The 5,250-nt window shown below is 35.8% G+C and carries 6 protein-coding genes; all 6 read right to left on the minus strand.

What is annotated here, in order from left to right:
• Positions 1-212: 212 nt before the first annotated feature.
• A complete protein-coding gene (locus AC1DSB_RS13945; protein WP_477586916.1) occupies positions 213-1,490 on the minus strand; it encodes an IS110 family RNA-guided transposase in 1,278 nt (425 codons plus the stop codon).
• A 116-nt stretch (positions 1,491-1,606) separates the two neighbouring features.
• Positions 1,607-1,753, minus strand: coding sequence for a hypothetical protein (locus tag AC1DSB_RS13950; RefSeq protein ID WP_477586917.1), 147 nt, complete (start codon positions 1,751-1,753; stop codon positions 1,607-1,609).
• Positions 1,754-1,934: 181 nt separating this feature from the next.
• Positions 1,935-2,213, minus strand: coding sequence for a hypothetical protein (locus AC1DSB_RS13955; RefSeq protein WP_477586920.1), 279 nt, complete (start codon positions 2,211-2,213; stop codon positions 1,935-1,937).
• Positions 2,214-2,519: 306 nt separating this feature from the next.
• Positions 2,520-2,975, minus strand: a complete 456-nt coding sequence (locus AC1DSB_RS13960) for a hypothetical protein (RefSeq protein ID WP_477533396.1) — start codon at positions 2,973-2,975, stop codon at positions 2,520-2,522.
• 206 nt (positions 2,976-3,181) lie between these two features.
• Positions 3,182-4,117, minus strand: coding sequence for an SMI1/KNR4 family protein (locus AC1DSB_RS13965; RefSeq protein WP_477586918.1), 936 nt, complete (start codon positions 4,115-4,117; stop codon positions 3,182-3,184).
• Between the two features lie 181 nt (positions 4,118-4,298).
• Positions 4,299-5,045, minus strand: coding sequence for a hypothetical protein (locus AC1DSB_RS13970; RefSeq protein ID WP_477586919.1), 747 nt, complete (start codon positions 5,043-5,045; stop codon positions 4,299-4,301).
• Between the last annotated feature and the right edge of the window lie 205 nt (positions 5,046-5,250).

Consider the following 5,250-nt stretch of genomic DNA (forward strand, 5'->3'; position numbering starts at 1 on the left):
CCACTATGTGATGCACTATGGATCTCTGCGATACTTATGACGACGTACCCTCCCATGTCTCTTAGCGTCAATGCGCTTACATTCCTTCGTTCGGTCTATTCATAAGGCAGAGGCCTGCTTAGCTGCCCCGGGGACTCGTGGTCTTAGTTTAGTTATGATGCTGGCTTCTCCGTGTCATCCTTCTGGGTATAGGTCTCGATGATAAGAAATGTTTACGCTGTCTCTGCGAGACAGTAGAGATCCTTCATCATATATTGCTCATTAAAATGGACTTTCTTTTTACAAATACCATGCAATACTTTTAGTAATTTACCGCATAGGACCACCATCGACTGCTTACCCCGCAAGGGATTTTGTTGGCGTGTTGTGTAGTATTCATGAAGCCGTTTAAACGGTTCGTTATGACGAATGAGTGGGACGATTACTTTGAAAAGAATATATCTAAGTCTCTTTCTTCCTCGTTTGGAGATATGTTTTTGCCCCTTATGTTGACCAGATGAGTTTTCACGTAATGTCAATCCCGCTAGTTTAATCAATTGGCGTGGATTTTCATAAAGCGAAAAGCTTCCTACTTCTGAAAGTAAATCAACAATTGTTGCATCTCCTAAACCAGGAACAGAAGAGAGAAACTCAAATTCCATAGTTGTTTGTGCCATTTCGGCTAATTGACTATTCACAGATTCAATTTCGTTTTSTAATAAGCGATACTGACGTAGAAGCGTGGCGATTTCATGTCGGGCCATCTGTTCTCCTTCTGTCAGTCCGATTGAGTTCGTCGATGCTTCAATGAGAAGCTTTGCTTTCGGCAACTGTGGTGTCCTCATACCCTCTACCTCACGGTATAAAAAGACCAACTCCTCAGCACTTTTCCCTTCAATATCCTGTGGAAATGGAGTCATTTCCAATGCCGCCAGCGCCATCTTTCCAAAAGACGGAAAGACTTGAGTAAACTCTGGAAAATAGCGATCAAGCCAACGGATGATTCGATTTTTAATACTCGCTAAATCTTCCGTTAACTTTGAACGGAGAGTAGATCCGATACGCAGTTCAGCTTCTACATCTTTTAACAAACGTGGATAACTAAAACGTCCATCTTTCAATAAACGTGCGATGACCAACGCATCTTTTTTATCGTTCTTTGTTGGTAAATTATCGTCCAATTCCTTCGAACGTTTAACGTGCATTGGGTTGACCATGATAAGTGGAATGCCGTAGTGGTCTAAGAAATTAGCTAAGTTCATCCAGTAGTGGCCTGTTGGCTCAATTCCGACTATAACGTCTGTTTTCTTAGCTTCTTTCATCGTTTGACGAATCTTTTCATACAAACTATCAAAGCCTTCTTTTGATTGATGTACCGGAAAAGCTTTTTCAATCACACGCCCTCGTTCATCGACAAAGCACGCGTAATGAACACGCTTGGCAATATCCATACCGACAACGAGTGTATTTTCAGTCACTTGATTAATTTTTTCATTGCATTTAAACTGCATAGAGAAGTCCTCCTTGTTTGATGATGGGTCAATGGTCGTTGACACTCATGCATCATACTAGAGGGCTCTTTTTCTTTCAAGACCTCGAACATCCTTCAAACAGGAATGCTGCCCCGTTAGTTCAATAAGAAAAAAAGCTGCCTAAGCAGCCCGATGATTATTACTAAAGCACCCGTTAGTTGAAGATTCGAGAACCTAAATTTCCACTTGTTTTCATCTTTTAAAATTTCATATCCTTGTTTCAAACAATCCTCTTTAGCCATTGGTATCTCCTCCTAACCAATTTCTAGCCATTTCTTTATTTTAAGAGAAATTGTTGTCTTATTGTTAATATAAGGGCTGTGTGGTGATGATAGCGCAATATAATCATTGATAAAACCACCAGCACAACGATATTTTTATGCATTTCCAGAAATGTAATAATTTAGTGAATTAAAATATCAATTAAATAAACCGTAAATTTCTTTCTCTCACCCTCCACCATGACATATACAACTTCGTCTTGCCAAAATGGTACCATCTAGATTTAAGATACTGTAACCCTGTGCTCTCATCCCATACCTCTCCCGAATATTGAAGTGAATTTTCCACTTGTTCTTCGGTTAATATATGGCCCCCCCACATATCATACCGATATTTATTTACCTGGGTTCCAGCTTCATCTCTAAGTTCAATAATATTCTCAAGACCGTCTGTCATGAAATAATACAATTCTTGATCAATTTCTAGGTAAAAAACAAACCTCGTATTTTGAAAATACGAGGTTTCACCTGTTTATTGCTATTCATTTTTATAAAAAAGTTTGATTATTTCAGAAATCGAATCTTCAACTAAAGCACCCGTTAGTTGAATAAGWAAAAATTATCATAATCCCTAATTACCATTTGTCAAATCGGCTCAAATCTATATCATTTTGGGTTACCAACGTTATCAGTACAGGATCAGGGTATATAAAGCATTCACTGAAATCCGCTACGTTTAAGACTTTTAAGTCTCCTTTGTATAAGCTGAAATTCCAAAGTGAATCATTTATAATTCTTCGTAAACAGTAATAAACAAAGTATCCCAATCTTCAAAAACTTCTACAGAAATTTTTCTGCTTGGGTATCTATGTTGGAAGCTCATTGACCAAAACATTACTAATATATCTCCCAAGACTCTATTTTGTTCTATTAAATCTTCATTATAATCAACATTAATATGAAAAAAATCCTTTAATTCATATAAGTTCATAATTTTCTCTATGCTAGTCTTGTCATCGTTACAATCGTTTTTCCATGCATCAAAAAGCTCTTTATTGTATTTATCTTTTAATAAAAAACATCCCTCTATTTCAATAATTTCAGGATAAAAAAATTTAGAGAATGCTAGGGCTGTCTGTAAATCCGCCTTGAAATTTACGTATTTCCACCAACTAAAATTACCTGAGTTAGCATTTTTATGTTCTACATACTCTTTAATTAATTCTTCGGGAAACAAAACCATTTTATATACTCCCTGCTATTTTATTTTCATTATTACACTCCTTATTTACCATATAGCTCTGTTAAGATTTTGATTACATCTTTTTCAATTCTTTGCTCATTCGAATGTTAGGTTACTATAGTCATCTTATTGATTTCTTCTTCAACTAACCTGCCCCGTTAGTTGAATAAGAACAAGTGTATTTTACTACCCGTTAGTGAATAACATTATTCCTCATCTCCAAAGTCAATCATCACTCCAACAACCTCTTTAGAAATGTTATATTTTACTTTCACTTCGTACATTCCGTCACCATAACCAGACATTGAAACCGCCCCACCTGGAATAACTCCACCCTGTGCATCAGATGCAACCATATCAGAACATGCGACATAATATTTTAATCCAACTTCACTAATCTCTATGTCATGGACATTTTTCACTTCATATTGGATCGCATCGTCTCTACCAAATACTTTAATATCAAAAATTCCAGCTTGTGCAGAGTCAACTCCAATCAGCTTATCGCAAACATACCATTTTCCACTTGGTTTCTTTTCTCCATAAAATACGAATACATTTTTAACCACTTCTTCAGGTGTGTATGATATGGTTGCTGTCCATTTCCCATTTTTCACATTTGAAAGTATGATTTGCAGGTCTTCTTCGTTATCCACCTGATAACATGGATCAGAAACAACTAACTTTCCACTCCCTACTGTAAAAGTACCAACTGTTTTGGGCTTATTAGTATTCACTTTCGGCACATTCCAATCAATAAAAGTGCTTAATGCTAATGCTTTACATCTTAACCCAGTTTTGTCGTTCCAAAGATAAACTTGTTCCTGCATAAATCTTTTTCTAATACGGTAGCAAAGTGTGTCACCATTCATTTTTTCACCAATACAAACCATATCACTCGGTAGATTTTTCGGTCTGTTCTGATTTTGTTTTACAATATCATTTTTAAATGCTGAGCATTCATTAGTTTGAATAGGAAACAAGGTCCAATCACCAAATTTTGCTCCATTCGTTTCTAAAAAGAGTTCCTTGTATTCATCGGGAAAAATAGCACCCAGTTCTTTTTCAGTTTTTTTCAATTCAAGTAACGACACCCCAGCTACCTTCGAACTTGGATTAATCATGTTTATTACTTTCTTCATCTCTTCCTCCTTGATACTTTCCAATTATTAAGATATAAATATTACAAATTAACTATAAGTGTTTTCAATATTTAAAAATAGAATAACGGCATTTCCTTATTGAACTAACCTGCCGCGTTAGCTGAATAAGACGATATAATATTCATTTTGAGACAAACTTCTTCTCAACATTGAAAAATTTTCACATAGGTGGCACCGATTTCACTTGCAATAWAGTTGGATTTTCTAGATATTGATCTTCGTCTCCAAAAGAGTCCATACCTAAATACTTCTTAGCTTTTCGTTCATAAGAAACATCTTCATTAAGTTCTACCATTGGGCTTTCAGTTAAATATAGGAATCGTCCATTATTGTTTCCATTTTCAATCTTCCACCATGARTATTTCTCGATTTTCTCTTCACCAAAGAATTCCACAAATGATTCACTAAAATAATTGCACCAAAAAATCCCAGGAAGTCTCGTTCTTATGGTCCCGGTTACATGTTGACGAAGTTCAGCATTACTTTCAGATATATATCCATAAAACCCATTTGAAACATCGACTGTGTCTTTAAATAATTTTTCAATAACGAAACGGTGGATTTTGAATGTTTGTTTTGTGAAATAGAAGTCAATCGTGTTTATACTCTTTTCATCAGGACAGATCCACCATCTAACTGATAGAGAAAAATTGGGTTTTTTTGACTTCGCAATCAATCCTCCTGCTGTTCCAGTCATGATTCCGACTTCTTCATTGTAGCAACCTGGGCTTTCATCCATCCACATTTCCAAAAATTCTTCTTGTGTAAAAACAGTTTTGAGTGGTTCAAATAATCCCATTTTATCAGGAGTAAATCCAGCTTCAATAACTAGATTTAAAATTGAAAGTGCAGTTTTTTTGTCAGCGATATTCTCTCGAGTATAAATCGTAGCCACAAGGTTTCTCATGGACTTCCTCCTTCATTGAAAGTGAACGCTTACGAATTGAAATTGGTTGTATGTAATTCATTATTTTCTCCTTAAACTTTTGTTTTGATTGCTTTTTAATGGGTCGTTCTTCTTCAACTAAACTGCCCCGTTAGTTCAATAAGAAAAAGGGCTGAATAATCAGCCCGATGATCTTTAACTAAAGCAACCGTTAGTTGAAGAAGGA

Source organism: Paenisporosarcina sp. P4_E4_2 (assembly GCF_056401595.1).